This window comes from Telmatospirillum siberiense (assembly GCF_002845745.1).
Taxonomy (GTDB): Bacteria; Pseudomonadota; Alphaproteobacteria; order Rhodospirillales; family Magnetospirillaceae; genus Telmatospirillum; species Telmatospirillum siberiense.
Genome location: NZ_PIUM01000026.1, coordinates 23,303 through 47,041 on the forward strand (window position 1 = coordinate 23,303; position 23,739 = coordinate 47,041).

The 23,739-nt window shown below is 63.8% G+C and carries 25 protein-coding genes; 17 read left to right on the forward strand and 8 right to left on the reverse strand.

What is annotated here, in order from left to right:
• Nucleotides 1–336, reverse strand: coding sequence for a TrbC/VirB2 family protein (locus CWS72_RS19400; protein WP_158240727.1), 336 nt, complete (start codon nt 334–336; stop codon nt 1–3).
• A gap of 364 nt (nt 337–700) precedes the next feature.
• On the opposite strand from CWS72_RS19400, the gene CWS72_RS19405 reads away from it, so the two are divergent.
• The 12 genes from CWS72_RS19405 (at nt 701) to CWS72_RS19460 (ending at nt 12,418) form a co-directional block, all read left to right on the forward strand.
• The gene (locus CWS72_RS19405; RefSeq protein WP_101252299.1) at nt 701–1,324 is read left to right on the forward strand and encodes a helix-turn-helix domain-containing protein; all 624 of its coding nucleotides are present in this window, start codon (nt 701–703) and stop codon (nt 1,322–1,324) included.
• 451 nt (nt 1,325–1,775) lie between these two features.
• A complete protein-coding gene (locus tag CWS72_RS19410; protein WP_241911812.1) occupies nt 1,776–2,132 on the forward strand; it encodes a hypothetical protein in 357 nt (118 codons plus the stop codon).
• A gap of 381 nt (nt 2,133–2,513) precedes the next feature.
• A complete protein-coding gene (locus CWS72_RS19415; RefSeq protein ID WP_101252300.1) occupies nt 2,514–2,837 on the forward strand; it encodes a hypothetical protein in 324 nt (107 codons plus the stop codon).
• A 75-nt stretch (nt 2,838–2,912) separates the two neighbouring features.
• On the forward strand, nt 2,913–4,775 hold the full coding sequence (gene pepF / locus CWS72_RS19420) for an oligoendopeptidase F (RefSeq protein ID WP_101252301.1): 1,863 nt from the start codon (nt 2,913–2,915) through the stop codon (nt 4,773–4,775).
• 199 nt (nt 4,776–4,974) lie between these two features.
• Nucleotides 4,975–6,225 carry an MFS transporter gene (locus CWS72_RS19425; RefSeq protein WP_241911813.1) on the forward strand — a complete coding sequence of 417 codons (1,251 nt, stop codon included), beginning with the start codon at nt 4,975–4,977 and terminating at the stop codon, nt 6,223–6,225.
• Nucleotides 6,226–6,251: 26 nt separating this feature from the next.
• Nucleotides 6,252–7,133: a dihydroorotate dehydrogenase electron transfer subunit gene (locus CWS72_RS19430; protein WP_101252303.1), complete on the forward strand. Its 882-nt coding sequence runs from the start codon at nt 6,252–6,254 to the stop codon at nt 7,131–7,133.
• A complete protein-coding gene (locus tag CWS72_RS19435; protein ID WP_101252304.1) occupies nt 7,130–8,092 on the forward strand; it encodes a dihydroorotate dehydrogenase in 963 nt (320 codons plus the stop codon). The genes CWS72_RS19430 and CWS72_RS19435 overlap by 4 nt, the downstream gene beginning before the upstream one ends.
• Complete coding sequence (locus tag CWS72_RS19440) at nt 8,089–9,384, forward strand: Zn-dependent hydrolase (protein WP_101252305.1); 1,296 nt, start codon at nt 8,089–8,091, stop codon at nt 9,382–9,384. The genes CWS72_RS19435 and CWS72_RS19440 overlap by 4 nt, the downstream gene beginning before the upstream one ends.
• Nucleotides 9,381–10,478 (forward strand): dihydroorotase, encoded by a 1,098-nt coding sequence (gene pyrC, locus CWS72_RS19445; RefSeq protein WP_101252306.1) that lies wholly within the window; start codon nt 9,381–9,383, stop codon nt 10,476–10,478. The genes CWS72_RS19440 and pyrC overlap by 4 nt, the downstream gene beginning before the upstream one ends.
• Nucleotides 10,475–11,155 (forward strand): orotate phosphoribosyltransferase, encoded by a 681-nt coding sequence (locus tag CWS72_RS19450; RefSeq protein ID WP_101252307.1) that lies wholly within the window; start codon nt 10,475–10,477, stop codon nt 11,153–11,155. Before pyrC ends, CWS72_RS19450 begins: the two co-directional genes overlap by 4 nt.
• 62 nt (nt 11,156–11,217) lie before the next feature.
• Entirely contained in the window at nt 11,218–11,526 is a 309-nt protein-coding gene (locus tag CWS72_RS19455) for a hypothetical protein (RefSeq protein ID WP_101252308.1), read from the forward strand.
• Between the two features lie 181 nt (nt 11,527–11,707).
• On the forward strand, nt 11,708–12,418 hold the full coding sequence (locus CWS72_RS19460) for an orotate phosphoribosyltransferase (RefSeq protein WP_101252309.1): 711 nt from the start codon (nt 11,708–11,710) through the stop codon (nt 12,416–12,418).
• Nucleotides 12,419–12,712: 294 nt separating this feature from the next.
• Here CWS72_RS19460 and CWS72_RS19465 read toward each other — a convergent pair whose 3' ends face one another.
• Nucleotides 12,713–13,627 carry a helix-turn-helix domain-containing protein gene (locus CWS72_RS19465; RefSeq protein WP_101252310.1) on the reverse strand — a complete coding sequence of 305 codons (915 nt, stop codon included), beginning with the start codon at nt 13,625–13,627 and terminating at the stop codon, nt 12,713–12,715.
• 248 nt (nt 13,628–13,875) lie between these two features.
• On the opposite strand from CWS72_RS19465, the gene CWS72_RS19470 reads away from it, so the two are divergent.
• The gene (locus CWS72_RS19470; RefSeq protein ID WP_206747704.1) at nt 13,876–15,345 is read left to right on the forward strand and encodes a coniferyl aldehyde dehydrogenase; all 1,470 of its coding nucleotides are present in this window, start codon (nt 13,876–13,878) and stop codon (nt 15,343–15,345) included.
• Nucleotides 15,346–15,411: 66 nt separating this feature from the next.
• On the opposite strand, the gene CWS72_RS19475 is transcribed toward CWS72_RS19470, so the two are convergent.
• Complete coding sequence (locus CWS72_RS19475; protein WP_101252311.1) at nt 15,412–15,759, reverse strand: hypothetical protein; 348 nt, start codon at nt 15,757–15,759, stop codon at nt 15,412–15,414.
• A 352-nt stretch (nt 15,760–16,111) separates the two neighbouring features.
• Here CWS72_RS19475 and CWS72_RS19480 point away from each other — a divergent pair, with 352 nt between their 5' ends.
• Together CWS72_RS19480 and CWS72_RS19485 are read left to right on the forward strand one after the other, a co-directional pair.
• Nucleotides 16,112–16,375, forward strand: coding sequence for a hypothetical protein (locus tag CWS72_RS19480; RefSeq protein ID WP_101252312.1), 264 nt, complete (start codon nt 16,112–16,114; stop codon nt 16,373–16,375).
• 273 nt (nt 16,376–16,648) lie between these two features.
• Complete coding sequence (locus CWS72_RS19485) at nt 16,649–17,002, forward strand: winged helix-turn-helix domain-containing protein (RefSeq protein WP_101252313.1); 354 nt, start codon at nt 16,649–16,651, stop codon at nt 17,000–17,002.
• Here the strand turns inward: CWS72_RS19485 and modD are convergent.
• The 5 genes from modD to modA all read right to left on the reverse strand — a co-directional run bounded on the left by modD (nt 16,989) and on the right by modA (nt 20,926).
• The gene (modD, locus tag CWS72_RS19490) at nt 16,989–17,858 is read right to left on the reverse strand and encodes a ModD protein (RefSeq protein WP_101252314.1); all 870 of its coding nucleotides are present in this window, start codon (nt 17,856–17,858) and stop codon (nt 16,989–16,991) included. The genes CWS72_RS19485 and modD overlap by 14 nt on opposite strands.
• Nucleotides 17,859–17,938: 80 nt before the next feature.
• Nucleotides 17,939–18,325, reverse strand: coding sequence for a nitrogen fixation protein NifX (gene nifX, locus CWS72_RS19495; protein WP_101252315.1), 387 nt, complete (start codon nt 18,323–18,325; stop codon nt 17,939–17,941).
• The gene (modC, locus tag CWS72_RS19500; protein WP_101252316.1) at nt 18,322–19,452 is read right to left on the reverse strand and encodes a molybdenum ABC transporter ATP-binding protein; all 1,131 of its coding nucleotides are present in this window, start codon (nt 19,450–19,452) and stop codon (nt 18,322–18,324) included. The genes nifX and modC overlap by 4 nt, the downstream gene beginning before the upstream one ends.
• A gap of 3 nt (nt 19,453–19,455) precedes the next feature.
• Entirely contained in the window at nt 19,456–20,148 is a 693-nt protein-coding gene (gene modB / locus CWS72_RS19505) for a molybdate ABC transporter permease subunit (protein WP_101252317.1), read from the reverse strand.
• Nucleotides 20,149–20,161: 13 nt separating this feature from the next.
• Nucleotides 20,162–20,926: a molybdate ABC transporter substrate-binding protein gene (modA, locus tag CWS72_RS19510; protein WP_101252371.1), complete on the reverse strand. Its 765-nt coding sequence runs from the start codon at nt 20,924–20,926 to the stop codon at nt 20,162–20,164.
• 306 nt (nt 20,927–21,232) lie between these two features.
• Here modA and coxB point away from each other — a divergent pair, with 306 nt between their 5' ends.
• Nucleotides 21,233–22,051, forward strand: coding sequence for a cytochrome c oxidase subunit II (gene coxB, locus CWS72_RS19515; protein ID WP_101252318.1), 819 nt, complete (start codon nt 21,233–21,235; stop codon nt 22,049–22,051).
• Nucleotides 22,052–22,101: 50 nt separating this feature from the next.
• On the forward strand, nt 22,102–23,736 hold the full coding sequence (gene ctaD / locus CWS72_RS19520; RefSeq protein ID WP_101252319.1) for a cytochrome c oxidase subunit I: 1,635 nt from the start codon (nt 22,102–22,104) through the stop codon (nt 23,734–23,736).
• Nucleotides 23,737–23,739: the final 3 nt, after the last annotated feature.

A 23,739-nucleotide genomic window follows, 5' to 3' on the forward strand; every position in this document is an offset into this window, starting at 1 on the left:
TCAATTGACCGGAATATTCGCCGAGGTCCCGACGAAATACTGGACGACCTGCCCGACGAAGGCGATCAGCGCGAGGCCGCTCAGCAGGCTGACCGCCCAGGACCATTTGAATTTTCCGAAAAAAGCCATCGTCGCCAGCGCCAGAACGCCGATCGCACCGATAATCATCAGGATGTTTCGGACATTGGTGAAAATGTCGCTCGCCTTCGCCTGGACGCTGGTGAACACCGCCGAGGAGGCGGTCGAGCTGGTATCCGCCAGCGCCGGATCCAGAGCACACACCACGCCCATGGCGACGATCAGAGAAAAAAGGAAACCGCGTTCACGGCGGGACATCGGGACCTCCATTGCAATACTCTCCCCGTTGTATCCATTTTGGATCATTTCGTCAACACCGACATTCCTCCCGTGCGCAACGAACGCACCCCCCCCCTTGTTCCCTGCGGAAACCCATGACTTTCAGGTCCTCCGGCCATCTCTCCCGGAAGCCATCCGCCGAGGGAGACGGAATGAAAATATTCGTCTCCGAAAGGGAAACCCGCCCCAAGTCCCCCGGTTCTGCCTCGACTTGACGCACTTGCCGAAAAGGTGAATTCTGAAGCGTTATTTCGAATGAGCCGGCCCGAAAGCGGCCCGGCCGCATGGGGTACCGAAACCCCCTTGAATTTCGGGTTTCTCCAAATCGATTGGTTATGGCGTCATGAGTTCGACAGACTTGGCAAACCGCATCCGTGAATGGCGCAACCGCCGGCGCATGTCGCTGGCCGAACTGGGCGAGATCGTGGGATTGAGCCGTTCGGAGATCAGCAAGCTGGAAAGCGGCAGCCGGCGCGTGCGGGCCGACCATCTGGTGGTGCTGGCCCGGGCGCTGAAGGTGGCCCCCGAAGACCTGATGGACAAGGAGGCGGTGCGCGAGCTGATCGGCGAGAGCGCTCCGGCACGGCCGTCGGCCCCCAGCCTGACGGTGGTCCAGGTGCGCAGGCAGAACGGCACCGTCCGCCTGCTGCCCGAGGATTCCAGCGTCAGCGGCGACGCCCCGCCACAGATCGCCAATGTGAGCGGCGCCTATGCCTTCTATATGCCCGATACCAGCATGGAGCCCCGGGTGCCGGTCGGCGCCCTGCTCTATGTTCATCCGCTGCTGCCGCCCCGAGCCGGCGATCTGGCGGTGGTGACCCGGGGCGAGGAGCTTCCGGTCCTGGCCTCGATCGAACGGCATTCCAACGCCCTGGTGGCGATCATCGGCGGCGAGGCCGCGCCCATCGATCTCAATGACGCGGCCGTCAGTCATGCCGCGCGCATCGCCGGGATGTGGTTTCCCTGAAGGGTCGTTCGGGTAAGAGGGGCAAAACCCGAAATCGTCATGCCCGGCCTTGTGCCGGGTATCCACGCCGAGCAACCTTTCAGGCTTAAACAGTTAAAAAAACAAGTTAATTCAATAGACTGAACTCAATGGAAGCGCCTGTGACATCCCCCGGCGTGGATGGCCGGGACAAGCCCGGCCATGACGAAACTGATAATTGCCGCACCTGCGTGCCCGCCCTTTTGCCCCTCTCATCCGCTCGGGCTTAATTTAAGATGGCTCACCCGTCATCCCGGAAATAAACGCCAAGGCCCTGTCAAACAATCAAAGGCTTAGCGAAATTCGTTGCGTCGGAACCGGCGCCTCGGCTTTATTGTCGTTTTCCCATATCGCCAGCCCGACTGGAAAAGTCGCCGGCGGGCGCCGCGGCGCCCGCCGGCCGATGTTCCGTCGCCTGATACCAAGGACGTTGATGAAGATGAGCACCGCCGGATCGAACGAGCAGGACGCCCTGATGGCGGAAATGGAAATCACCAGCCTGAAGGAGGAAATCGCCACCCTTCGCCAGGAAATCGAGGATCTGCGGACCGAGGCCGATCTCGATGCCTGCCACGTCGCCGGGCTGTCGGCCCAGATCCAGGCGCTGATCGCCGAAAGCGAGGCCTGCCCGAACAAGGCCGCCCATCCGCTGATCGAACGCGTCGAATATGTCAACAGCCGCACCGGCCAGACGATGCTGAAGACCAGGGCCCTGCCGCTCTACCGCGAGGCCTTCGACGCCGAAGCCCGGAAGCTGGGCATCGCCGATCCGGAACAATTCCGCTCCTAGTGGTTCCGGTACGCTCCGGCTTTTGATTAACCACCAAGACACCAAGGCGGCGGAAAGAGCCATAGGCATTTCCTGTTCGACCAGCGACGTGACGCTGAATAGCGAACGAAAGCTTCGCGGCGCCTCAACCGAGTCAATCTCCCGATTTTTCGGGAAACGCCTTGGTGCCTTGGTGGTTCAAAATATCCGGGGGTTCCTTTCATGCCATTGGGGAACCAGAGGCAACGGGAGAAGCCTTAAGGCGCCCCCGACCATTTCCCGAAACGAAGGCCGACCTCTCAAAAAGCGGGGGATAACTTCCCTTTTTGGGGCACCGGCCCCAATTCTGCCGCTTTCCCTGCCGATAGTGCGCCCCATCGCAAAAGCCGATGGAGGTCCGAAATGTGGCAGAAACTGATGCGCACGTGGCTGATCGGCGCCGCCGTAACGCTGGCAACACCGGAGGGAGCCTTGCGCGCAGAAACGAACCACCCCACCGACCCCGCCACGGGAAGCGAGCGCAATACGGAGGACCAGCAGACCGCGACCCAGCCCCGCAAGGATCTTTACGCCGGCAACGAGGAGCCGTCCCTGGCGGAACTGCTGGCCGATCCGGTCTGCCACGCGCTGATGCGCTTCGACGGCGTCACGCAGGACAGCCTGACCACGATGATCGCCGGCTGGCAGGAAAAATTGCGCATCCGCCCGGACGACGCGGACGGATAGGGCCCTTGTCATGCTTTCCCCGCCGGAGCGAGGCGTCTAAGCTGGCCCCGTCCCTAAGTCCCCCGGAGAGCATGAATGAGACGTTTCGCCCGCACGCTTGGAGTGGCCTGCCTGGCCCTCGCCCCCGCCGGCACCGCCATCGCGGCGGCGTCCGAGGCGGCGCCGGCCATGGCCTGGGACCTCCGCCCGCTTTACGCGACGGACGCGGCGTGGGACGCCGAGCGGCAGGCCATCGAAGCCGAACTTCCGGGATTGTCCGCGCTCAAAGGCACCTTGACCGACGGCGCCACGCTGGAAGCGGGCCTGGACAAGATCTGGGCTCTCAAGAAGCGGGTGAGCCGGCTCGACACCTACGCCTCCCTGTCCGCCGACGCCGACACCCGCGTGGAGGCCAATCAGGTCCGCCGGCAACGGGCCGACGATCTCAGGAACAAGCTCGACGAACGCATCGCCTTCCTCAACCCCGAGATCATCGCGCTCGGTCGCCAGAGGATCGAGGACTTCCTTGCCGAACGACCGGGACTGGCGAAGGACCGCTATCAGTTGCAGACGATCCTGCGCGAAGCGGGCCACACCCTGGGACAGGAAGCGGAAAATCTGCTCGCCGCCGCCCAGACGCCCCTCGAACAGCCGGGATCGATCTATGGCCTGCTGGCCAACGCCGACATCCCCTGGCCCGGCGTCGACATCCGGGGCAAGAAGGTCACGCTGGACCAGGAGGGATATGTCGCGCATCGCGACGACCGCGACCCCAAGGTGCGCGGCAAGGTCTTCGCCACCTTCTGGCCTGTGTTCAAAACCTATGAGCGGACCTTCGGCGCCACCTACGCCGCCAACCTGCGCGGCACGGTCTTCGCCGCCAAGGCCCGGAAATACCCCGATTCCATGGCCCAGGCGCTGGCCCGCGACAATGTGCCGGAAGATGTCTACAAGACCCTGATCGCCGAGGCGCACAACGGCCTGCCGACCCTGCATCGCTATCTCGCCGACGGCAAGAAGCTGCTGGGCCTGAAGGAATTCCGATATTCCGACATCTATGTGCCCTTCGCCGCGCCCCCCCGTCACTACACCATGGCCGAGGCGGAACGGCTGGTGCTGGAGGCGCTCGCCCCCCTGGGAGACGATTACGTCCGGGATCTCGACGAAGGCTTCCGGGGCGGCTGGATGCATGCGCAGCCCCAGCGGGGCAAGCGCTCGGGCGCCTATATGAACGGCTCCGCCTATGACGTGCATCCTTACGTTTTGATGAGCTATTCCGGGAAATACGAAAGCGTCTCGACGCTGGCCCACGAATTCGGCCATGCCATGCATTCGGTCCTGACCAACCGGACGCAGCCTTTCGAGACCGCCGATTACTCGATCTTCGTCGCCGAAATCCCCTCGACCACCAACGAAATGCTGCTGATCGACCATGTGATCGCCCGCTCGCGCACCAAGGCCGAGAAGATCTACGCGCTCAGCCAGGCGCTGGAGCTCCTGCGCGGCACCTTCTTCCGCCAGGCGATGTTCGCCGAATTCGAAGCCCTGACCCACGCCGCCATCGAACGGGGGGATCCCCTGACCGGCGAAGGGCTCAGCAAGATCTATCTGGGATTGTTGCGGCGCTACATGGGCGAGGCCGAGGGGGTGATGAAAATCGACGACCTCTACGGCGTCGAATGGGCCTATGTCCCGCATTTCTACAACGACTTCTATGTCTATCAATATGCCACGTCGATCAGTGCCGCGGCCTATTTCGCCGAAGGGATCGAAAAAGGCGACCAGGAGTTGCGCCGGCGCTATTTCGACATGCTGAAGGCCGGCGGTTCGGACGATCCCTATCTGATCGTCAGGAAGGCCGGTCCCGATCTGGCCAGCCCCGAACCCTACCGCGCCCTGGTCAGACGCATGGACCGCCTGCTCGACCAGCTCGAAGCCGCGATGGCGGAAAAGGAGTAGAACTCCGCACGGGCGTCCCTCCCCGGCGGTCCCTTGGAATGGCCAAATCCCCCAGGAAGCCTGGGTATTCCTGCACAGTCTCACGCTGTCTCAAAAATAAGATTTGTGCTTGATGCTGAGATTTCTTTGTGAATATAGTTTTCTCTTTCCCTGTCATTAAGGGCCATCCGGCCCCATGGAAGGAAGAGGGGGATCCACCGTGAGTGACATCCAGACCGCAACCGCGGAAACCAATATTCCGACAAGCCCGACCGTCGTCGACGCCACGGCCCGAAAAGCCCTGCTGGGCTCCGCCCTCGGCTATGCCATGGACGGCTTCGACCTGCTGATCCTGGGCTTCATGCTGAAAGCCATTTCCAAGGATCTCGCCCTGACGCCGGCGCAAGGCGCCTCCTTCGTGACCGCCACCCTGATCGGAGCCGTGTTGGGGGGCTTCGTTTTCGGCATGCTGTCGGATCGTTTCGGCCGGGTGCGCGTGCTGACCTGGACGATCGTCATCTTCGCCGTCTTCACCGGCCTTTGCGCCGTGGCGCAGGGCTATTGGGACCTGTTGTTCTACCGCACGGTCGCCGGTCTCGGCCTGGGCGGGGAATTCGGCATCGGCATGGCGCTGGTCGCCGAGGCCTGGCCGGCCGCCAAACGGGCCCGGGCCTCGTCCTATGTCGGCCTGGGCTGGCAGTTGGGCGTGCTGACGGCGGCGCTGGTGACCCCCTTCCTGCTGCCGATCATCGGCTGGCGCGGCATGTTCGCCGTCGGCATCCTGCCGGCCGTCGCCGCCTATTTCATCCGCCATTCTCTGCATGAGCCGGAGATCTTCGTGGCCAAGGTCGTCCAGCAGCGGCCGAAGCAGTCGTCGCTGTTTCTTCTGGTCAAGGACGCCGAGACGGCCAAGCTCAGCCTGGGCATGGTCATTCTCTGTTCGGTCCAGAACTTCGGCTATTACGGCGTGATGATCTGGCTGCCCAACTATCTGTCCAGCCGCTTCGGTTTCGCGCTGACGCAATCGGCGATGTGGACGGCGGTCACCATCGCCGGCATGGCGGTCGGGATCTTCCTGTTCGGTCATATCGCCGACCGTATCGGCCGCCGCCCCACCTTCTTCAGCTACATGCTGGGCGCCGCCATCATGGTCACCGTCTACTCCCGGCTGACCGACCCGATGGAGCTGCTTGTCGCCGGCGCGGTGATGGGCTTCTTCGTCAACGGCATGATCGGCGGCTACGGCGCGTTGATGAGCGAGCTGTTCCCGACGGCGGCCCGCGCCACCGCCCAGAACGTGCTGTTCAACATCGGACGCGGCGTCGGCGGGTTCGGTCCGGTGGTGGTCGGCGCCATCGCCACCGCCTACAGCTTCGAGATGGCCATCGGCCTGCTGGCCACCCTTTACGTGCTCGATATCATCGCCATGTGGCTGTTGATCCCCGAGCGCCGCGGAGCGGAACTCGCCTGAGCGGCGGGAAAGGAAGGATCGAAGACATGGCGGTCCACCGCGATCTATCCCCTGAGACTCCCCCTCCTCCGCCCCCGGCGGAGGAGGATGACTCCCACGCGCGTTGGAAGGCGAGCGTCGTCTCCGAACTGGCCCGGGTGGTCGACAACCGGGCGATAAACGCCGAATACCGGCATCTGGTGGCCGACTGCGGAGAGGAATCCGCCCAGGCCAGGCCAGGCCAATTTTTTCAGCTTCTCTGTCCCCAGCCGCCCGGCGGCGGGCAGCCGTTCCTGCGCCGCCCGATGAGCCTTTACGGCGTCGATCCGGAAAAACGCCGGGTCGAATTCCTCTACAAAGTGGCCGGGCTCGGCACGCGCGGCCTGGAAACGCTGCGGGCCGGCGACCGGCTCGACATCATGGGGCCGCTCGGCCAGGGCTTCCGTTTGAACGCGGACTGTCGCCACATCGTGGCGGTCGGCCGCGGGGCCGGGCTCGCCACGCTGGCGCCACTGGCCAAGGCGGCGGAGGCGAGGGGCATCGGGGTCACCGCCATCCTGAGCGCGCGCCGGCCCGACCTCCTGGTGTCCGTCGAGCTTTTCCGGCATCACGGCGCCGAGGTGATCACGGTGACCGATTCCCAGTCGACCAGCGGGCCGGCGAACGTCGAACGCCTTCTGCGGCGGCTGATCGCCGAAGGCCGCTGCGACGCCTTCTTCACCTGCGGATCGAGCCGCCTGATGGGCGTCCAGCAAAGGCTGGCCCGGGAATTCGATCTGCCCGGACAGGTCGCCATGGAACAGCAGATGGCCTGCGGTATCGGCCTTTGCCATTGCTGCGTTCGCGACTTCAACGTGAACGGCGAGATCGTCAGCCGCCGCGTCTGCTGGGACGGCCCGGTGTTCGACCTGATGGAGGCGCTGCCATGAGCGAGACGCGCGACATCGACATGTCCGTCCGCATCGGCGGGCTGACGCTGAGGAATCCGGTCATGCCGGCATCCGGCACCTTCGCCGAAGGGCTGGAAAGCGTGATCGACTTCAACCGCCTGGGGGCCATGGTCACCAAGACCATCACCCGCGAACTGCGCGCCGGCAACCCGTTGCCGCGCGTCGTCGAACAGCCCGGCGGCATGATCAACGCCATCGGCATCCCGTCCAAGGGCGTGCCCTATTTCATCGAACGGACGCTGCCTTGCTACACCCCTTATGACACGCCCCTCGTCGTCAGCATCTCGGCCCCCACGGCGGAAGGATTCGCCAGCCTGGCGGCCGAGTTGAGCATTCCCGGAGTGGCGGCGATCGAGGCGAACATCTCCTGCCCGAACATCGAGGAGGACGGCAAGGCCTTCGCCATGCGCGCCGAATCGACCGAGAACGTGACCCGCCATCTGCGCGCCGCCACCAATCTGCCGCTGTGGATGAAACTGACGCCGAACACCGGCGACATGCCCGAGGTCGCCAGGGCGGCGGAAGCCGCCGGAGCGGACGCCGTGGTGGTGGCCAACACGATCCTGTCGATGGCCATCGATCTGAAGACCTTCAAGCCCTGCCTCGGCAACATCATGGGGGGCCTGTCCGGTCCGGCCGTCAAGCCGATCGTCCTGCGCCACGTCTTCCAGTGCGCCAGGGCGGTCGGCATTCCGGTGATCGGCTGCGGCGGCATTTCCTGCGCCGACGACGCCGCCGAATATCTGCTGGCCGGCGCCAGCGCCGTGCAGGTTGGCACGGCGACCTTCGTGAAGCCGGCGGTGATGGTCGACATCATCGACGGCCTGGCCACCTTCTGTCAGCGCCGCGACATTCCTCGGGTGGCCGATCTGATCGGCGCCACCGTCATCGAAGAGGCCGACGAGCCCGACGTTTCCTGGTTGAGCCCCGCATCATGACCGCCCCATCCGAACAGAAGAGCATCACCGTGATCAAGGACGCGCGAGATCGGAACCTGGCCGAGGAGCTGTTCGCGGCGCTTCGCGCCAGGACCGGCGATTCCGTCGGCATCACCCGCGCCAGCTACGGCGAAGGCGAATCGGCCGCCATCGACATCATCGAAGCCAAGGCGAAAGCCTTCGGCCTGACGACAGAACGGGACGCCGGGGCCAATCTGATCGTCACCCTGGAAGGACGGGAGCCAGACCGGCCCTTCCTGGCCTGCGGCTCGCATCTCGATTCCGTGCGCCAGGGCGGCAATTACGATGGCGCCGCCGGCGTCGTCGCCGGCCTCGCCATTCTAGCCGGGTTCAAGGAGGACGGCTTCCGGCCGCGGCGCACCGTGAAGCTCTACGCCCTGCGCGGCGAGGAAAGCGCCCGTTTCGGCACCGCCTACATGGGGTCGAACGCTCTTTTCGGCCGCCTGCAGGCCGCCGATCTCGCCGCCCGCGACGCCAGGACCGGCCGGACCCTGGCCGAATGCATGAAAGAGGTCGGCGTCGACGTCGAGCGCGTGGCCAGAAGCGAGCCCCTGCTCGACGCGAAACGCGTCGGCGCCTGGATCGAATTGCATATCGAACAGGGACCGGTGCTGGTGGCCCGCGACCTGCCCATCGGCATCGTCACCGGCATCCGGGGCAATCTGCGTCACCGCGTGGTCGAATGCGTCGGCGAGGCCGGCCATTCCGGCGCCGTGCCGCGCTGGTTGCGCCGTGACGCGGTGTTCGCCACGGCCGAACTGATCACCCATCTGGACCGTCATTGGCGCACCATGCTGGAACGCGGCCGGGATGTGGTGGTCACCTCCGGCGTGTTCGGCACAGATCCCCAGGAACACGCCATCGCCCGCATTCCCGGCCTTGTCCGCTTCTCCTTCGAGGTGCGCAGCCAGAGCAGGGAAACCCTTGAGGCCTTCTACGAGCTTTTCCTGACGGAATGCGGCATGATCGGCGACGAGCGGGGGGTCGAATTCAAACTCGACCGCAGAATCGACTCGGCGCCGGCCACCATGGATCCGGAATGGATTCAGCGATTGAAAACGGCGGCCCGCGGGCTAGGATTGCCCGATGAAGACATTCCCAGCGGAGCCGGGCACGATGCCGCGGTCTTCGCCAATGTCGGCATTCCCAGCGCGATGATTTTCGTGCGAAACGAGCAAGGTTCGCACAATCCGAACGAAGCGATGGACATGGGCGATTTTCTGGCCGGCATCGCCGTCATGCGTGCGGCCCTGACGGAGGCGGAGAAATGAGCGAGGCGAAGTCCGAGGACACTGTGGCGGAAGGCGGCGGCGTCCAGCCCCCCCGAAGCATCACCATTCGCCGCCCCGACGATTTTCATCTGCATCTGCGTGGCGGCGCCGTGCTGGAAGCCGTGCTGCCCAGCACCGCCGCGCAATTCGCCCGCGCCATGATCATGCCCAACCTGGCCCCCCCGGTGACCACCGTCGCCGCGGCGAACGCCTATCGCGAGAAGATCCTCTCCGCCCGCCCCGAAGGATCCGATTTCCAGCCCCTGATGAGCTGCTATCTGACCGACGCCACCTCGCCCGACGAGATCGAAAGGGGCTATGTCAACGACGCCTGGATCGCCGCCAAGCTCTACCCGGCCGGTGCCACCACCAATGCCCATCACGGCGTCACCGATCTGCCCGCCCTGGCGCCCGTTCTGGAACGCATGGAACGGATCGGCATGCCGCTTCTCGTGCATGGCGAAGCCACCGATCCGGCCGTCGACATCTTCGATCGCGAAGCGGTGTTCATGGAACAGAGCCTGCTGCCGCTGCTGGCTCGCCATCCGGGCCTCAAGGTGGTCATCGAACATATCACCACGGCGGAGACCGCAGACATCGTGCGCGCCCACGCATCGCGGGTCGGCGGCACCATCACCCCCCATCACCTGATGATCAACCGCACCTCGCTCTTCCAGGGCGGCCTTCGCCCCCACCTCTATTGCCTGCCGGTCGCCAAGCGGGAACGCCATCGCCTGGCGCTCCGCAAGGCCGCCACATCCGGCGAGGGATGCTTCTTCGCCGGCACGGATTCGGCGCCGCACTTCAAGAGCGCCAAGGAGTCCGCCTGCGGCTGCGCCGGGGTCTTCGTCGGCGCCACCGCTTTGCAATGCTATGCGCAGGTCTTCGACGAGGAAGACGCGCTCGGCCGGCTGGAAGGCTTCGCCTCGCTCAACGGCGCGCGCTTCTACGGCCTGCAATCGAACGACGGCACCGTCACGCTGGAGCGAACGCCCTGCACAGCCCCCCCGGTGATCTCCGTCGGCGACCAGGAGATCCTGGTTTTCCGTGGCGGCGAGCCGCTGCCCTGGTCGGTGAAGGGAGCCCCCCGATGAGCGCGGACGAAATCGGCAGGGCCGTCGCCCAGCTTCTGTTCGAAGCCGGGGCGATCCATGTCAGTTGCGGACAGCCTTTCATCCTGGCGGCCGGCTGGGCCAGCCCGGTCTATGTCGACTGCCGCGTCCTTCTTGGCGACCCCGAACGGCGCCGGGCGGTGACCGATCTGGCTTTGGCCCGCCTGACCGAGGACTTCCCCGCGGGAGCGATCGACGCCATCGCCGGAGCGGAGACCGCCGGCATTCCTTTCGCCGCCTGGCTGGCCGACAGGACGGGACTCAAACTGCGCTACGTGCGCAAGGGTCCCCTGGGTATCGGTCGCAACGCCCAGGTCGAAGGCGGTCCGGTGGAGGGATTGAAGGTCCTTCTGATGGATGACCTGACCACAGATGGCGGCAGCAAGCTCGCCTTCGCCAGGGGCCTGCGCGCCGCCGGCGCCACGGTCGAGCATATTCTGACGATCTTTTATCATGGCGTTTTTCCCGGCACCGAGGACCGCCTGCGCGAAGCGGGGCTGACCCTGCATGCGCTGTCCACCTGGGCCGATGTGCTCGACGCCGACGCCGGCGACCGGCTGGCGCCGGCCGACCGCGCCGAAGTCGAGCGGTTTCTGGAAGACCCGGTCGCCTGGTCGACCTGGCATGGCGGGCGCAACACCCTGGCGCCCCGTCTCTGACGCCATCCGGAAGCCCCGCCTGCGAGGCCTCGACGGGCGACCATCCAAAAAATGTGGAGTGAATGATGAAGGAACTGCTGGACTGGCTGCGTCTCCAGAAGGGAGCCCTGCTCACCTATCGGGAATTCCAGCGCAGAGGACTGGCCTTGCTGGCCGACCATCCGGAGCAGGCCGCCCTGGCGCGGCTTCTCGTCGATCTCGCCGGACGCTTCGCCGACGCCTATGACGGCGAACCCCTGGCCATCAACGTCGCCGAACAGGCGCTCGGCCGCCTCACCGAATTCGTCGAAATGGCGGAACGGACGAAAGCCGCCCCGCCGGAGGAACGGCTCGCCCTGCTCAACAAGATCGGTGCCGCCGAACTGGCGTAAACGGATTCCATCGGCGGATAGACGATAAATTTCCGGCAAGAGCGTATGGTTTTGCAGGCGGACGGTTGACCTCCCGAGACTCATCGTCTAGAAGAGGCCGTTTGCCGATTTCAAACATACACCCGTCACAGCGTCGCTTGTGAGAGCGACGACGCGCGCTCAAACCTGGAGAATCCCTACTATGACAGTCTTTTTCCCGCCTGTCGATAAAGAGAAAATCGCGCTTGAAGCGGCCAAAATGCTGCTGGAGATCAAGGCTGTTCATTTCTATAACGAAAAGCCATTTTTCTTTACTTCGGGATGGGCCAGCCCGGTCTATATCGATTGCCGCAAGATTATCTCTTACCCGCGCTTGCGCTCGGCGCTGATGGATTTCGCCGCGGCGACCATCGTGCGCGACATCGGGTATGAATCGATCGACAATGTGGCGGGCGGCGAAACCGCCGGTATCCCCTTCTCGGCCTGGATTTCCGACCGTCTGATGCTGCCGATGCAGTATGTGCGCAAGAAGGCCAAGGGCTTCGGCAGAAACGCCCAGATCGAAGGGGAAGTGGTGGTGGGCGCGCGCACCCTTCTTGTCGAGGATCTGGCCACGGACGGGCGGAGCAAGGTCAACTTCTGCCAGGCGCTGCGCGCGGCCGGGGCCGACGTTACCCACTGTTTCGTGCTGTTCTATTACGACATCTTCCCCAAGAGCGGCGAACTGATGAAGGAGTTGGGCGTCAACCTTCACTATCTGACCACCTGGTGGGATGTGCTGAAGGTGGCCAAGGAAAGCGGCCATTTCTCGCCGAGCGTCCTGGCCGAGGTGGAAAGCTTCCTGCACGAACCGGCCAAATGGTCGGCCGCCCATGGCGGTATCTCCGATTTCGGCGAGGAAAAGCCCGCCTGATCGCGGGCGGCAAGCCGGCTCAGGGGGGAACAAGGCGGGCAAAAGCCCTTCTCCCCTCGTGGGAGAAGGGTTGGGATGAGGGGGCATTTTCGCCGACAGGCGGAGGAAAGCTCTCAGGTTCTGCGCGACTTTCCCCCTCACCCTCCCACCGCTTCGCGGCGGGCCCCGCCCTCTCCCACGAGGGGCGAGGGAGAAGACTATGAAGCCAGGCCGGCTAATGGGTGGATTGCTTGGCCTTTAGGCTCGCAATGACGGGGAATCAACCGCGATCACCCTAGCGGCCTCTTCCCTCTCTCAAGAGACCTTGCGCATTTCAGGCGCGCCGATGCCCGAGCGATCGAGCACGGCGCGCAGCAACGCGGCAGCCTCGCTGCCCTTGTGAGCGCGCCGCCACAGATCTTCCGCGAGCTGTTCGTAAAGGCGCACCGGCTGTTCGTCGGCGGTGACCATGGCGACGCCGATGCGGACGTTCGGCAGCTCGACGCCAAGGCGAAAGGGACTCAAGCCCAGCACGGTCCGCTCGGACGTGCGGAAAAGCTGAAACGTGATGTTGGGCAGGGTCTCGTCGATCAGCCCGATCTGCACGCCCATCGGCTCCCGCTCGATGAGGGAAAGCAGATGCTCGACCTCGGTGCGCGCCGCCTGCCGCCGCCGCATCACCTCGTCGGCCGGCAGGTCGAAGCCGCCCACGATACCGATTTTCAGGAAACGTTCGATCTCGGGCAGGCTGACGAAGTTCACCACGCTCAACGCCCGGCGCCTCCTGGCCTTTTTCCGTTCGTCGAGGATGGTGATGATCGCGTCGATTTCCTGCTCGATCTTCGCCCGGTCGTCGAGAGAGGACGGCAAGGCCTCGATCAAGGCCTTGCGCAGGTACACCGGGTAATTGTCGGAGGTCAGCAGATAGGAAAGCAGCGGAAAATGCGCGACGATCTGATCGGATTCCTCCTCAACCTGCCGCATCCTTTCGAAATAACCGACCGCGCTCGAATAATATTCGACACCCGCGCCCAGGAGAGAGGCCGTCGTCGTTTCGAGAACGGCCGCCAAACGCTCCAGGGTCTCGACCTTGACCACGTCACCGCTCTCGATGCGATAGACCGCGGCGCGCGAAATTCCCAGCCTTTCGGCGATTTCCTCGGCGGTCAGCGCTTGCCCCAGCCGATACGCCCGCAATCTTTTACCTATTTCATCGAAGCGTATCGCCATTGAGCCCCGCCTCCTGATCGTCTCGAAACTGAGACAGCATAAAGAGTATTGGCCGACGGCGGAATCCCTGAACATATGCGTCACTCGAATAGACCATGCCCGGAAGTGCGGAGGATCGCTCCTCCCGGGTTTTTTTTAGCTCTTTGCAAGGCTGCGTTGCGGCGGCGAGGAATCACGATCCTTGCCGACGACGTTGGCAGGGCGGAAACTAACCTTCCTCCGCTCGGTGCTTTCAGCGGAACAAGAGGATGACGATGTCGAGCCCAGACGGCCTCGCCGATGACGAGGCGACAGCAGAAACAACAACCGGCGCCCAACATTTGCGGCGAGCCTTTCAAATCCAAAAGCAAGCCTATCTTCAGGATATGGCGCCCGACCGCAAGCGGCGGACCGACCGGCTGGATCGCCTGGCGAGGTTGATCGAACGGCACGACCGCGCCTTCGCCAAAGCCATTTCGGCCGATTTCGGGCATCGCTCCCATCACGAAACACAGATGATGGAAATCCTGCCGGTCCTCGCCGCCATCAAAAATGCCAAGCGCCACCTGGGGTCATGGATGCAGACCCGGCGCCTTCCCACGGCGCGGCATTTCCGTCCGGGGCAAACCCGGTTGATCCGCCAGCCGCTGGGCGTGGTCGGCATCGTCGCACCGTGGAATTATCCCTTGCAGCTTTCCGCCGGTCCGGCGGTCGGCGCCCTGGCGGCCGGCAACCGGGTGATGATCAAACCATCCGACTCCACCCCGCGTTTCGCCGCCCTTTTCCAGGAGCTGGCCAGACGCGTGTTCGGCGAGGACGAACTGCTCGTCGTCGACCCGGACGCCGAAACGGCACGGGCTTTCGTCGCCCTGCCATTCGACCACCTGCTGTTCACCGGTTCGGCCCAGACCGGCCGGCTGGTCGCGGCGGCGGCGGCCCCCAATCTCACACCGGTGACCCTGGAACTGGGCGGAAAATCTCCGGCGATCGTCGACCCATCGGCGAATTTGGCAAAGACGGCGCTACGGCTGGCCCAGAGCAAACTGGTCAATGCCGGACAGACCTGCGTTGCGCCGGACTACGCGCTGGTGCCCACCGGTTATGAGGAGCATCTGGTCGACCTCCTGCGCAAGGCGATCACCCGCCTTTATCCCCGCATCATCGCCAACCCGGACTACAGCAGCATCATCAACGAGCGGCACTTCACCCGCCTGAAGGCGCTGTTGGCCGACGCCCATGCGAAAGGGGCGACGATCATCGAGATCAATCCCGGACGGGAAACCGCCGACCCCTCCTTGCGAAAATTCCTGCCCACCCTGGTTCTCGGTGCCACCGGCGAGATGCGCCTGATGCAGGAGGAGATTTTCGGGCCCATTCTGCCGATTCTCACCTACGACGATCTGGGCGATGTGATCGCCGGCCTCGGTCAATGCGATCGGCCCCTGGCTCTTTACTGGTTCGGAGAGGACCATGGCCAGCGCGAGCGGGTCTTGCAGGAAACCGTCTCGGGTGGCGTGACCATCAATGATTGCCTATGGCATGCCGGGCAGGAGAACGCCCCCTTCGGCGGCGTCGGCGCCTCGGGCTCCGGCGCCTACCACGGCGAATACGGGTTCCGCACCTTCAGCCAGGAAAAGACGGTCTTTCTGCAAGGCCGGCGCAGCGGCATCAGCCTGCTCTATCCCCCTTACGGCGTCATATTCCGCATGGTGATGACAGCGCTGCGCCGGATGATCTGAGCCGGGGCATGAAAAAACCGCCGCCTCATGAAAAGGCGGCGGTTTTTCCCAGGCAACCCGGTGGGCTTAAAAACTGGAGCAAACCTGCTTTTGCAGCAGGGCCTGCATCATCGACAGGGCAACGACCTCTTCCACCGTTTCCTTGGATTCGGACGTCGGGGCCTTGCCGTTGTTGTCCGCGGCGCGGACGATGATGTCCATCAGATCGGAAATCAACTGGTCGACCTGCGACTGCGGCCCTGCGGCATGAGGGTCGCTGGCCAGGCAGGCGCGGCGATAGGGCGTGGGAACCTTGGGAGCCGGGCGGTGATCCATGAAGTCACTGACGGTCACCGGCTTCATCCCCCCGATGAAATCGCGGACCGGCCGGCCAATGAAATGTATGCAATCGTCAGCGGAAAGGCTCTGAGCCATGGCGCGTCTCCCAAAAATTCTCCTGACAAGCCTGATAGCAATATCCGGGCCACACGAAAATGACGCAGAAAACAAGGCGTTTCGGCGTAACCGTCGTTACCGGTGGGAAAGATCTGTCCGGCAGGATATGCCGGGTCGGCCGGGCAAAACCCGGCATTCGACTATCGAAACCAAGGGGTCGCCGAGGAGACCAAATCGCGATGATCGGAACAGATCACCGCGGCCCGCAATGGGCCTTGCCCCGTGTTTCGATGAACGACACTCATCGAAACACGGGGCAAGGCGCCGTCATGGCACGCGCATTGCGTGGTACTGGGCAAGCAAACCCCCGAAGAATTCAAGGAGCGCCCCGATGCGTGTCTATTGGTCGTTGCTGGTCCTTAGCCTGTCCCTGCCGTTCTGCTCCACCGCCATGGCGGATTCGACGACAGGCCAGAGCCTGCAGAACTACCGGGCCAAGGCGACCTACAGCTTGCCGTCCGCCTGCGTCCAGGCCGGCGGCACGGTCGTCTATACCGCCCACACGCCGGAATGCAAATTGCCGACGCTGTCTTCCAAAACCCCGTCCGCCGTCACCACCCCGGCCCGGGCCACGCCTCTCTCGGCCCAACACTAACGTTGGAGGCGGGACAATCGGGTGGACGCGCGCGAATTTTCTCTTCCGGGAGAGAGTCTCGCCGCGTTGGCGCGATGAGCGCCCCGGAGCTTTAGCGGAGGAAGCCCAAGGCGGACGGATGTCCGCCGCCCGGCGACTGAGGGGCAAAAATTTAAAGCGGGGCAAACGGGTTCGCCCGATTGCCCGACAGTGGAGGATTGTCCTGTTGGAATGCGGGAGCGGCGCGTGTAACCTCGAAGCCTTCCGCAGCAATCGGCGATAGCGTTAACGCCCGTGCCCTCGAGAATTCTTCCCCGCCTGCGTTTCAAATTGGGTCCGGTCATTCTGCTGGGTCCCGGCAAGACCGACCTGTTGGAAGCGATCGACCGCACGGGATCGATATCGGCGGCGGCGCGCACCATGGACATGTCCTATAAACGGGCCTGGCAACTGGTCGATGAGATGAACCGTCATCTCGATCATCCGGTGGTGGTCGCCGCCTTCGGCGGCAGTCACGGCGGCGGAGCCCATTTGACCCCTTTCGGCCATGAATTGCTGACGCGCTACCGCCGCATGCAGACGTCGCTGGAGACGGCCCTGGCCGAAGACATCGCCTGGCTGGACGAGCACGTCGTCAAGACGGAATAGCGTGACCCGCATGCCCTGGACCGTCGGCGGTGATCTTGACCGAAACATCGGCAGGCTTGGCCCAGTAGGGAGAACTGCTGACCAGGATCTTCGCGCCGGCCCGGACATAGGCTTCGGCATTGCCCGCGTTGACACCGCCGGCCGCCGCCAGCACCGGCGGCGACGGCAGGTCGGAAAGCGCCCTCACGGTTTCCGCGACGGCCTCGGGAGGAAACTTCTCCAACTGCAAAACGTCGATGCCGATCCGCGCCATCTGCAAGGCCTCATCGACATTGATCACTTCCGCCACCACCTTCTTTTCCGGGCAGGCCGCCTTAAGGTGGCGGAGGGCATCCGCGGTATCCGCGCCAAGGAAAACCCGGTGTTCGGGAAAAACCAGCAGACTGTCGGACAGGCCAAGACGATGCGGCACCCCGCCCCCCGCATAGACGGCCTTCAAGGACGCGGCCTTGGCTCCCGGGAAAGTCTTGCGCGTACAGGCGACGACGGCCCCGCCACCCCGTTCCGCCGCCTCCACGAGGTGGCGCACCGCCGTGCTGATGCCGGAAGTGGCCTCGATCAGGGTCTGGGCGACCTTCCATGACAACAGCAAGGCTTCCGCTGGACCGGTGGCCTCCAGAATGAGGGCACCCGAGGGCAGAAAATCACCAGAGCGACAATAGGCGGAGACTTGCGCCCCGGCCCGCTCGATCAAGCGGACGGCCTCCTCGACGCAACAGACCACCTGAGGCGCGCGGGCAGAAAACCGCATCCGCCCCGGACGCTCGCCAATGGCCAGCGCGATGGTGGTCAGATCTCCATGCGGCGTGTCCTCTGCCTGCAACTGATCCAAAAAGGCGTCGGGAAGTCGCAGCATGCTGTCCTCAAAGGCTTGTTCAGAAAAACCGTCTTACCACGTCATTCCGGCGCGAGCATGAAATCGGAGCCCCGCCGTCATCACGAGCGGAGATATCCGCGCCGCTCGGCCTGCAGACGTCGACGCAGCCAGGGTTGCGGGCGGCTGCGCAAGGTCCATTGCAACTCCCGCAGGGCCTCGTCGATGGATTTTCCGGAGAACTGCTCCATCGCATGCACTCCCTGGCGGACCAATTGCGCATGGGCCACCGGTCCGACGGCGCTGACGAAGACGAGATCGCAGCCTCTCAGCGCGCGCAGCTTGGCCATCAGCTTCTGCTCATCACCATCCTGACGCAACGCCCCGAAATCGCGCACCTTGAGATAACGGTATCCCTCGGGCGACACGTCATAGAACACCAGATGGCGCGCCCAGCCGAAATGGGCGTCGATCCGGGTCAGGTCCTGGGTGGCAAAAGCGACTTTCATATCTCTTCCTCCGCCAGGGTTGGATGCTCGTCTTTCGCCGGTTCGTGCTCGGCGATGTCGCTACGGCTGATCGCCGCGGTTTTGACCAGGGCATACAAGGGCAAGCCGATATTCAGGCCAAGGTCGGCATACGCCTGCTCGCTGATCTGCGCATGCAGCATACAGCCGAGATCGAGTCCGACATCGACCAACCCGCTCTCGTGACGCAGCGAGACGACGCGGGCGGGAAAGATGTTCTGCACGGAAAGGCCGGTGGGCCGGGTCAGGGACAGCATTACATCGCCGGCGTCGATGCGCACACGCAATTTCCGGCCGGCCGGCGCGCTCAGCAGCGGCACCCGGATCACCCCGCCCGGAAAGCTCAGATGAGTGGTGCCATGCAACCGGTCGTGCTGCGTCACCATGGCGGTAACGATACTGGCCGGATCCCGCCTGCCGGAAACCTCGGCGAAGCCCGATCGGCCCATCACATCCTCGACCGTGCCGCTATCCTCAAGTTTGCCGTCATTCATCAGCAGCAGATGGTCGGCCAGACGCAAAACCTCGTCCACGGCATGGCTGACATAGAGAATGGGAACGCCGAACTGGCCCGGCAGCAAGGCGATGAAGGGAAGCAACTCGTCCTTGCGGGCGCCGTCCAGGGCGGCCAGGGGCTCGTCCATCAGCAACAGGCGCGGACTGCTCAGCAAGGCCCGGCCGATGGCCACCCTTTGCTTTTCGCCCCCCGACAACCTGCTGGGACGACGGTCGAGCAGCGCCCCGATTCCCAGAACGTCGATCACCTGATCGAACTGAATGAAGCGCTCGGAGGCCGGCGTCCGTTCCATTCCGTAGGTGAGGTTTCCCCTGACGGTATAGTGGGGAAACAGCCGGCCTTCCTGGAAGACATACCCGACCCTGCGACGAGGCGGCGGCAGATCAATGCCCTTTTCGCCGTCAAACAGGACTCGTCCGTCGACCGCCACGCGGCCCTGGTCCGGCCGCACCAGACCGGCCACCATATTGATGACCGAGGTCTTCCCCGATCCCGACCGACCGAACAGGGCCGTGACTTTGGCGCCATCGCTTTGAAACGCGAGATCGAGCTGGAAGTTACCGTGCTGTTTGCGTAATGCGATATCCAGCATCGGCTACCCTCTCATCCTGCGGTCGATGCGCCGCGCCAGAGCATCCGAGATGATCAGGGTGGCCAAGGCGATGAGAACGGAAATGACGCACAGGCGGAAAGCCGGAGCCTCGCCGCCCGGGATCTGCGTCAATCCATACAAGGCCAGCGGCAACGTCCGCGTCTCGCCGGGAATATTCGAAACGAAGGTGATGGTCGCCCCGAATTCGCTCAAGGAGCGGGCGAAGGCGAGGATCACGCCGGCCAACACCCCCGGTAGCGACAGGGGCAGGGTGATCGTGAAAAAGACCCGCAGCGGTCCCGCCCCCAGGGTCGAGGCGGCGGATTCGACCCCGCGGTCGACATTTTCGAGAGACAGCCGGATGGCTCGGACCATCAGCGGGAAGGAAATCACGGCGGACGCCAGGGCCGCCCCCTTCCAGTTGAAGGCGAAGGAAACCCCCAGAACCTGATAAAGCCAAGCCCCGATGAAGCCCTTGCGCCCGAACGCCACCAGCAGGGCGTACCCGACCACCACCGGCGGCAGCACGAGCGGCAGATGAATCAGACCGTCGAAAAGGCTCTTACCGATGAACCGTCGCCGGGCCAGCAGCCAGGCACACAGGATGCCCAGCGGCAGGCTGGCGACGACGGCCCACAAGGATACCCAGAAACTTAGGGTCAAAGCCTCTTTTTCGAGGGGCGTCAGGGTAAACACGGGGGGCCGCGCCTTACTTCACGGCGAACCCGTATTTCTGGAAAATCGCCTTGGCCTCCGGCCCTTGGAGGAACGCCAGGAACGCCTTCGCGTCCGCCGTGTCCTTGTCCTTGATCAGGGCGGCGGGATAAACCACCGGCGGATGGCTGTCCTCGGGGAAGACACCAACCACCTTCACCTTGTCGGTCACCGCGGCGTCGGTGGCGTAAACGATACCCAAGGGGGTTTCGCCACGTTCGACGAAGGCCAGAGCGGCACGCACGGAATCGGCGGGAGCCAGTTTGCCCTGCACCGCGTCCCAGACGCCCAGTTTCTTAAGGGCTGCCTCGGTGTAGGCGCCGACCGGCACATGGCTGGGATCGCCAACCGCCAGACGCCCCTCGCCCAGCAGCTTGGCGAGCGGGAAACCGGGGCCGATGTCGACTTTGACGGTGCTGTCCTTGGGCGCGATCAGAACGACCCGGTTACCCAGCAGATTAAGCCGAGTGCCCGTGGCCAGCAGCCCCTTGTCCGCCAGATAGTCCATCCAGCGCTCATCGGCCGACAGGAACAGATTGGCCGGAGCGCCATTTTCGATCTGCTTGGCGAGGGTGGAACTGGAGGCGTAGGAGGGCACGATTTCCTTGCCGCCCCCGGCCACGAAGGCCTTGCCGATCTCATTCAGCGCATCGGTGGCCGATGCCGCGGCGAAAACCGTGACCTGGGCATTGGCCGGAACACCGGCCAGAAAGGGAAGAATGACGGTAAACAAAACCGCGAGACCGCGGAACGTCTTCATCGAGCGCATGGCCGTCCTTTTTGCATCTCATGCCGGTGCCCACCCGCCCCCGCGAGGCGGCATCACGGTCCGACCTATATTCCGTTGACTATAAGTAGGCGTCAAGAGGCGCCATTCCTGGACGAGCCCGCCCCCGCCTTTTTTACCCGCTCCACCCAACGTCCTATTGAAGATCTTCGACGGCTCCCAATCTTTCGGGGTGAAAACGAGAATCGGCCGCAACTTCCGCAACGACATCCCGACGATCAGGCGCGATCGGGAGAAAGAGAGGGCGGGCTGCGGTAAATACGGTTGCAAGGGGGTCACATGTCCCGGATCGTTCCCGCAACTTCCGTTTTTTCGGCCGCGGCCACCCTTGCCTCGCCGGCTTTGGCCGATCAGCCCAAGGCCTGGGGAATCTGGATGCAGGAGGCGGCCTCGCCGACCATGCATCAGATCACCACGCTCAACACCACCATCACCGTCATCATCCTGTTCGTGCTCGCTTTCGTCTTCGTCCTGCTCGGCTATGTGGTGGTCCGTTTCCATGCCAGCCGCAACCCGACACCGGCGAAATGGGAACACAACACGCCCCTGGAAGTGGCCTGGACCCTGATCCCGGTGTTGATCCTGGTGGTCATCGCCTTTCCCTCGTTCCGGCTGCTTTACGCCATGGACCGGGCCAAGGATGCCGACATGACCCTGAAGGTCACCGGACATCAATGGTACTGGTCCTACGACTATCCGGACCAGAGCGTCTCCTTCGACGCCAACATGGTTCAGGAGGGCGACCTGAAACCCGGCGAACCCCGCCTGCTCGCCACCGACAACCACATCGTCCTGCCGGTCGATACGACGATCCGCATCCAGACAACGGCGGACGATGTGATCCACAGCTGGTCGGTGCCGTCGCTGGGTGTGAAGATCGACGCCTTCCCGGGGCGCCTGAACGAAACCTGGGTGAAGATCGAGAGGCCGGGATTCTATTTCGGCCAATGCTCACAGCTCTGCGGCATCAATCACGGCTTCATGCCGATCGAAGTCGAAGCGGTCACCAAGGAACAATTCACCGCCTGGATCAAAAACCAGGGCAAGCGGACGTCTTCGGCGGATGGCCGGGACAGATTAGCCAACGCGGCCCAATGACAAGGATCTGAACCAGGCTTCGGCATAATACGAGAGAGGAACGACCGGCCATGTCGCCAGATACCGCCAGCCACGCCCTCGACCCCCATCACGCCCATGCCCATGAGGCGCCGCATGGCTGGCGACGCTGGGTCTATTCGACCAATCACAAGGATATCGGCACCCTTTACCTGATCTTTTCGATCGTCGCCGGACTGATCGGCGGCGCCGCGTCGGTCGTCATCCGCATGCAACTCATGCATCCCGGGGGCACCCTCTTCAACGGCGACTATCAGCAATACAACGTGTTCGTCACCGCCCATGCGGTGGTGATGGTCTTCTTCACCGTCATGCCGGGACTGATCGGCGGATTCGGCAACTGGTTCGTGCCTTTGATGATCGGCGCGCCGGACATGGCCTTTCCCCGCATGAACAACATCAGTTTCTGGCTGCTGGTGCCGGCCTTCTGCCTGCTGTTGCTCTCGGCCCTAACGGGAACCGGGGCGGGAACGGGCTGGACGCTTTATCCGCCGCTGTCGGTGACGGGGCACCCCGGCCCCTCGGTGGATTACGCGATCCTGGCGCTGCATCTGGCCGGCATTTCGTCGATTCTGGGCGCCATCAACTTCATCACCACCATCGTCAATATGCGGGCGCCGGGCATGAGCTTCCACCGCATGCCGCTGTTCGTCTGGGCCATGCTGGTCACCGCCGTCCTGCTGCTGCTCGCCGTGCCGGTCCTGGCCGGAGCGCTCACCATGCTGCTCACCGACCGCAACTTCGGCACGGCCTTCTTCGATCCGGCCGGCGGCGGCGATCCGATGCTTTATCAGCATCTGTTCTGGTTCTTCGGCCATCCGGAAGTCTATATCATGATCCTGCCGGCCTTCGGCATCATCAGCCAGGTCGTCTCGACCTTCTCGAAAAAGCCGGTGTTCGGCTATCTCGGCATGGCCTATGCGATGGTCTCGATCGGCATGATCGGCTTCCTGGTCTGGGCGCATCACATGTTCACCACCGGCCTGTCGGTGAACACGCGGGCCTACTTCACCGCCGCCACCCTGGTCATCGCGGTGCCGACCGGGATCAAGATCTTCAGTTGGCTGGCCACCATGTGGGGCGGCTCCATCGAGTTCAAGGCGCCGATGCTCTGGGCCGTCGGCTTCATCGCGCTGTTCACCACCGGGGGCGTCACCGGCGTGGTGCTGGCCAACGCCGGTGTCGATGTCCAGTTGCACGACACCTATTACGTCATCGCCCATTTCCACTATGTCTTGAGCCTGGGCGCCGTCTTCGCCATGTTCGCCGGTTTCTATTACTGGGTCGGCAAGATGTCCGGCCGTCAATATCCGGAAACCCTCGCCAAGATCCATTTCTGGATCATGTTCATCGGCGCCAACCTGACTTTCTTTCCCCAGCATTTCCTCGGCCTCCAGGGCATGCCGCGACGGATCCCGGATTATCCCGACGCTTTCGCCGGGTGGAATTACGTCTCCTCCATCGGCGCCTATATCGGGTTCGCCGGCGCGCTGCTTTTCGTGGTCATCGTCTTCATGACGCTCGGCTCGAAGCGGCGGGTGGCCGACAATCCATGGGGTATCGGCGCCACCACGCTGGAATGGACCGTCTCCTCGCCGCCACCGCTCCACAGCTTCGAGACATTGCCGGTCATCGGGCCGGCGTCACACGGACATCCGGCGGAGTGAGGC

Bases quoted from the DNA above. Each gene is read 5' to 3' on its own strand.
- modC (WP_101252316.1), bottom strand. From the start codon at position 19,452: ATGCTGGATATCGCATTACGCAAACAGCACGGTAACTTCCAGCTCGAT.
- nifX (WP_101252315.1), bottom strand. From the start codon at position 18,325: ATGAAAGTCGCTTTTGCCACCCAGGACCTGACCCGGATCGACGCCCAT.
- modD (WP_101252314.1), bottom strand. From the start codon at position 17,858: ATGCTGCGACTTCCCGACGCCTTTTTGGATCAGTTGCAGGCAGAGGAC.
- ctaD (WP_101252319.1), top strand. From the start codon at position 22,102: ATGTCGCCAGATACCGCCAGCCACGCCCTCGACCCCCATCACGCCCAT.
- pyrC (WP_101252306.1), top strand. From the start codon at position 9,381: ATGAGCGAGGCGAAGTCCGAGGACACTGTGGCGGAAGGCGGCGGCGTC.
- coxB (WP_101252318.1), top strand. From the start codon at position 21,233: ATGTCCCGGATCGTTCCCGCAACTTCCGTTTTTTCGGCCGCGGCCACC.
- CWS72_RS19465 (WP_101252310.1), bottom strand. From the start codon at position 13,627: ATGGCGATACGCTTCGATGAAATAGGTAAAAGATTGCGGGCGTATCGG.
- CWS72_RS19480 (WP_101252312.1), top strand. From the start codon at position 16,112: ATGCGTGTCTATTGGTCGTTGCTGGTCCTTAGCCTGTCCCTGCCGTTC.
- CWS72_RS19405 (WP_101252299.1), top strand. From the start codon at position 701: ATGAGTTCGACAGACTTGGCAAACCGCATCCGTGAATGGCGCAACCGC.
- CWS72_RS19430 (WP_101252303.1), top strand. From the start codon at position 6,252: ATGGCGGTCCACCGCGATCTATCCCCTGAGACTCCCCCTCCTCCGCCC.
- CWS72_RS19475 (WP_101252311.1), bottom strand. From the start codon at position 15,759: ATGGCTCAGAGCCTTTCCGCTGACGATTGCATACATTTCATTGGCCGG.
- CWS72_RS19455 (WP_101252308.1), top strand. From the start codon at position 11,218: ATGATGAAGGAACTGCTGGACTGGCTGCGTCTCCAGAAGGGAGCCCTG.
- CWS72_RS19440 (WP_101252305.1), top strand. From the start codon at position 8,089: ATGACCGCCCCATCCGAACAGAAGAGCATCACCGTGATCAAGGACGCG.
- modA (WP_101252371.1), bottom strand. From the start codon at position 20,926: ATGAAGACGTTCCGCGGTCTCGCGGTTTTGTTTACCGTCATTCTTCCC.
- CWS72_RS19415 (WP_101252300.1), top strand. From the start codon at position 2,514: ATGTGGCAGAAACTGATGCGCACGTGGCTGATCGGCGCCGCCGTAACG.
- CWS72_RS19450 (WP_101252307.1), top strand. From the start codon at position 10,475: ATGAGCGCGGACGAAATCGGCAGGGCCGTCGCCCAGCTTCTGTTCGAA.
- CWS72_RS19410 (WP_241911812.1), top strand. From the start codon at position 1,776: ATGAAGATGAGCACCGCCGGATCGAACGAGCAGGACGCCCTGATGGCG.
- CWS72_RS19400 (WP_158240727.1), bottom strand. From the start codon at position 336: ATGTCCCGCCGTGAACGCGGTTTCCTTTTTTCTCTGATCGTCGCCATG.
- CWS72_RS19460 (WP_101252309.1), top strand. From the start codon at position 11,708: ATGACAGTCTTTTTCCCGCCTGTCGATAAAGAGAAAATCGCGCTTGAA.
- CWS72_RS19470 (WP_206747704.1), top strand. From the start codon at position 13,876: ATGACGATGTCGAGCCCAGACGGCCTCGCCGATGACGAGGCGACAGCA.
- CWS72_RS19435 (WP_101252304.1), top strand. From the start codon at position 7,130: ATGAGCGAGACGCGCGACATCGACATGTCCGTCCGCATCGGCGGGCTG.
- pepF (WP_101252301.1), top strand. From the start codon at position 2,913: ATGAGACGTTTCGCCCGCACGCTTGGAGTGGCCTGCCTGGCCCTCGCC.